This is a genomic window from Halorubrum sp. (genome assembly GCF_046498025.1).
Classification (GTDB): Archaea; Halobacteriota; Halobacteria; order Halobacteriales; family Haloferacaceae; genus Halorubrum.
Genome location: NZ_JAWOBM010000003.1, coordinates 1 through 3,086 on the forward strand (window position 1 = coordinate 1; position 3,086 = coordinate 3,086).

General features: G+C 67.2%; 3 protein-coding genes. All 3 read right to left on the bottom strand.

What is annotated here, in order from left to right; genetic code table 11:
- A partial coding sequence (locus R6U01_RS00460; protein ID WP_410284492.1) for an ABC1 kinase family protein occupies nucleotides 1–1,603 on the bottom strand: 1,603 nt, incomplete at its 3' end.
- 3 nt (nucleotides 1,604–1,606) lie between these two features.
- Nucleotides 1,607–1,999 (bottom strand): Hsp20/alpha crystallin family protein, encoded by a 393-nt coding sequence (locus R6U01_RS00465; protein ID WP_410284493.1) that lies wholly within the window; start codon nucleotides 1,997–1,999, stop codon nucleotides 1,607–1,609.
- Nucleotides 2,000–2,068: 69 nt separating this feature from the next.
- Nucleotides 2,069–2,797, bottom strand: coding sequence for a DUF2391 domain-containing protein (locus tag R6U01_RS00470; protein ID WP_410284494.1), 729 nt, complete (start codon nucleotides 2,795–2,797; stop codon nucleotides 2,069–2,071).
- Nucleotides 2,798–3,086 lie beyond the last annotated feature (289 nt).

A 3,086-nucleotide genomic window follows, 5' to 3' on the forward strand; every position in this document is an offset into this window, starting at 1 on the left:
GGAACGACCGGTACAACGCGACCGCGAGCGGGGCCGCGAGCAGGAGGACGACCGCCGCGATCCGCCACTCATCGGCGAACGAGTAGAGGATCGTCGCGGAGAGGACGCCGACCGCGAGCAGCACGGAGTAGGCGATCCGCATCGCCAGTTTGTCCAGTACCCGGGACTCGTCCTGGATCGTGACGTCCACGTGGAGGTCCCCGCGGTTCGTCCGGTCGAGGAACGCGTCGACCTTCGGCGGGACGGTGAAAAGCGACTCCGTCGTTCGCTGGAGCTGTCTGCCGGCGTCCTCGGCGATCTCGCGGGCGGTCTGTTCGTAGTACCCCTCGGCCTCGAGGTAGTCGGTCGCGGTCGCGATGAAGTCGAACTCGGGGTCGAGGGTGACACAGACCCCCTCGACGACGGTGGCGACACGGAGGACCAACGCGAGGTTGCGGGGGAGCCGTAGCGGGAACTCGTAGATGGTTGATTCCACCTGCTCGATGATCTGGTTGACGCGGTACTGTTCGATCTCCTCGCCGCGGGCGTCGGCGATCGCGAGCTCCATCACCTCGCCCATCACGTCGCGGTCGACCTCCGGCGAGAGCGTCCCCATCGAGATCAGGGTATCGAGGATCGCGTCGGTGTCCTGTCTGGCGACCGCGACGTAGAACTCGACGATCTTCTCCTGGACGAACGGGTCGACCCGCCCGGACATCCCGAAGTCGTAGAAGATCACCGCGCCCTCGCCGTCGACCGCGAGGTTCCCCGGGTGCGGGTCGGCGTGGAACACGCCGTCGGCGATGATCATCTGGAGGTACACCTCCTGGAGCGTCTTCGCGATCGCGGTCCGGTCGAGCCCCGCGGCGTCGAGCTCGTCGACCCGGCTGATCTTCGTCCCGCCGATGTACTCCATCGTGAGCACGCGCGGGCCCGAGGCAGCCTCGTAGACGTCGGGGATCCGGATCCGGTCGTCGCCCGCGAAGTTCGCTTTGATCTCCTCGAGCATCTCCCGCTCGCGCCGGTAGTCCATCTCCTCGCGGATCGTCTTCGCGAACTCGTCGGAGAGGTTCTCCAGCGAAAACGCCTGCCCGCTGCCGGTGAACCGCTTCACGATCGGGATCGACCAGCGGATCGTCCGGAGGTCGGCCTCGACGAGCGACTCGATCCCCGGCCGACGGACCTTCACCGCGACGTCGTTCCCCTGGTAGCGAGCGGTGTACACCTGTCCGAGGCTCGCGCCGCTTATCGGATCGCGGTCGAAGTCGTCGAACGTCTCGTCGACGGGCCCGAGCTCGTCTTCGAGGACGACCTTCGACTCCTCCCACGGGGCCGGTGGGACGTCGTCTTGGAGCCCCTCCAGCACGTCGATGTAGGCCGGCGGGAGGATGTCCGGGCGAGTCGAGAGGATCTGTCCGAGTTTGATGAACGTCGGGCCGAGGGTGAGCAGGATGTCGAGGAGGATCGCTGCCCGCTCCCGCTGGGTCTCCGCGTCGACCTCGCGGCTCCCGCCGAACAGGAGGAACCGCTTTCGGTCCCGCCAGTAAGCGACGATCAGCGGCGAGAACTGCCGAATGACCACGACGAACCGCCAGTAGGCGCGAAGGTTAACCAGCGTGACCACCCGTCAGGCGTCGGCCTCGTCGTCGGAGCCGTCGGCCTCGTCGCCGTCGTCGACCGGGATCGTGCGGGTGACGTCGCCGGTCCGCTTCGGGATAGTCACTTCGAGAACCCCACGGTCGATCTCGGCGTCCGCGCCGCTTCCGTCGGCGTCGCTCGGAAGCGGGAGTTCCGCGTCGAGGAACAGCGGCCGGTCCTCGCGGACGTAGCGGAACCCCTCGGGGACCCCCTTCTCGCGGCGGCCCTCGATGACGATCCGACCGTCCTCGGCGAGAACCTCTGTCGTCTCCGCGGTCGCGCCCGGGAGGTCGACGACGAGGACGTACCCGTCATCTGATTCGAGCAGGTCCGCAAACACCGCGTCCGGGAGGTCCCGGAGCGCTTCACGTAACGCTGACATGTACATGGGTACGGTCGCCGCGGCGAAAAAGGTGTGGAAACGGCGGCCGCGACGCGGGGTCGGAGCCGGTCAGTCGTCGGAGGCGAGGGTCAGGGAGAGGTCCAAGTCGTTGATGTCCTCTCCCTGCGACTCGCCCGGTAAAATATCGCCGAGGCTCGCGCCGAACGCGGCCCCGGCCCAGACGAACGCCACCCGGGAGAGCCGTTCGAGCGCGGCGGGATCGCCCTCGTGGAGTCGCCCCCAGAGGAACATCATGAGCACGGACGTGAACAGCGAGACGAGCAGGATCCCGGCGTAGCGCCGCGGGACGATCCCGAGGATCGGGTGGCTGATCTCGATCTGCCTGAAGTCGGCGGAGTACAGCAGCCCGGCGGTTATCACCAGCACGAACCCCACGTGGACGATCAGGAAGACGGGCACGCCGGCCGGCGTCACCGAGGCGAACCAGGCCGCGATCTCGAAGACGCCGCCCTCGACGAGCAGGGGCAGCGCGAAGAGCACCGACCCGACGAACGCCTCGGCCATGTCCCGCGAGGTGTACTTCGTGATCCGCGTCCTGAACGCCGAACTGCCGGGCATCCGCTCGACGAGCGAGATGGTCTGGCGCACCTGCTCCCGCTCGTGTCCCTCGTCGACGGTGTCGCTCAGGGCGTCGAGCGTCGCGAGCAGGTCGTTGATATCGGGGTTTTCGGGGACGTGCGAACCGCCCGGGAAGTCCTCTCCGCCGTCGGGCGACCGCTCTACGTCGGGGGGCACGCTCGATCCGACGGGGCGTCCTGCCGAGTCGTCGCCGTCCATGGCCGATCGGTGAACCCCAGCGTCGCAAAAGCGTGTCGACGGGCGGTTCTCGCGCGAGCAGCGAACCCTTCATATAAAATTGGATGCTAACATGTGTCACGAGGTGAGTACCGACGACATCGAGGACCAGCACACCCAGTCATCGACCGTCGAGCGGTACCGTGCGACTGCAACTGTCCGATCCAGTTGTTTCGGAACGGGGCGTACCCCACCTTTTGAAACGACCCTCGCGCCCGAGAGCGCGTCGCTCGCTGACCGCGCTCACTACGCGGACTGACCCTCCAACGTG

Bases quoted from the DNA above. Each gene is read 5' to 3' on its own strand.
- R6U01_RS00465 (WP_410284493.1), bottom strand. From the start codon at position 1,999: ATGTCAGCGTTACGTGAAGCGCTCCGGGACCTCCCGGACGCGGTGTTT.
- R6U01_RS00470 (WP_410284494.1), bottom strand. From the start codon at position 2,797: ATGGACGGCGACGACTCGGCAGGACGCCCCGTCGGATCGAGCGTGCCC.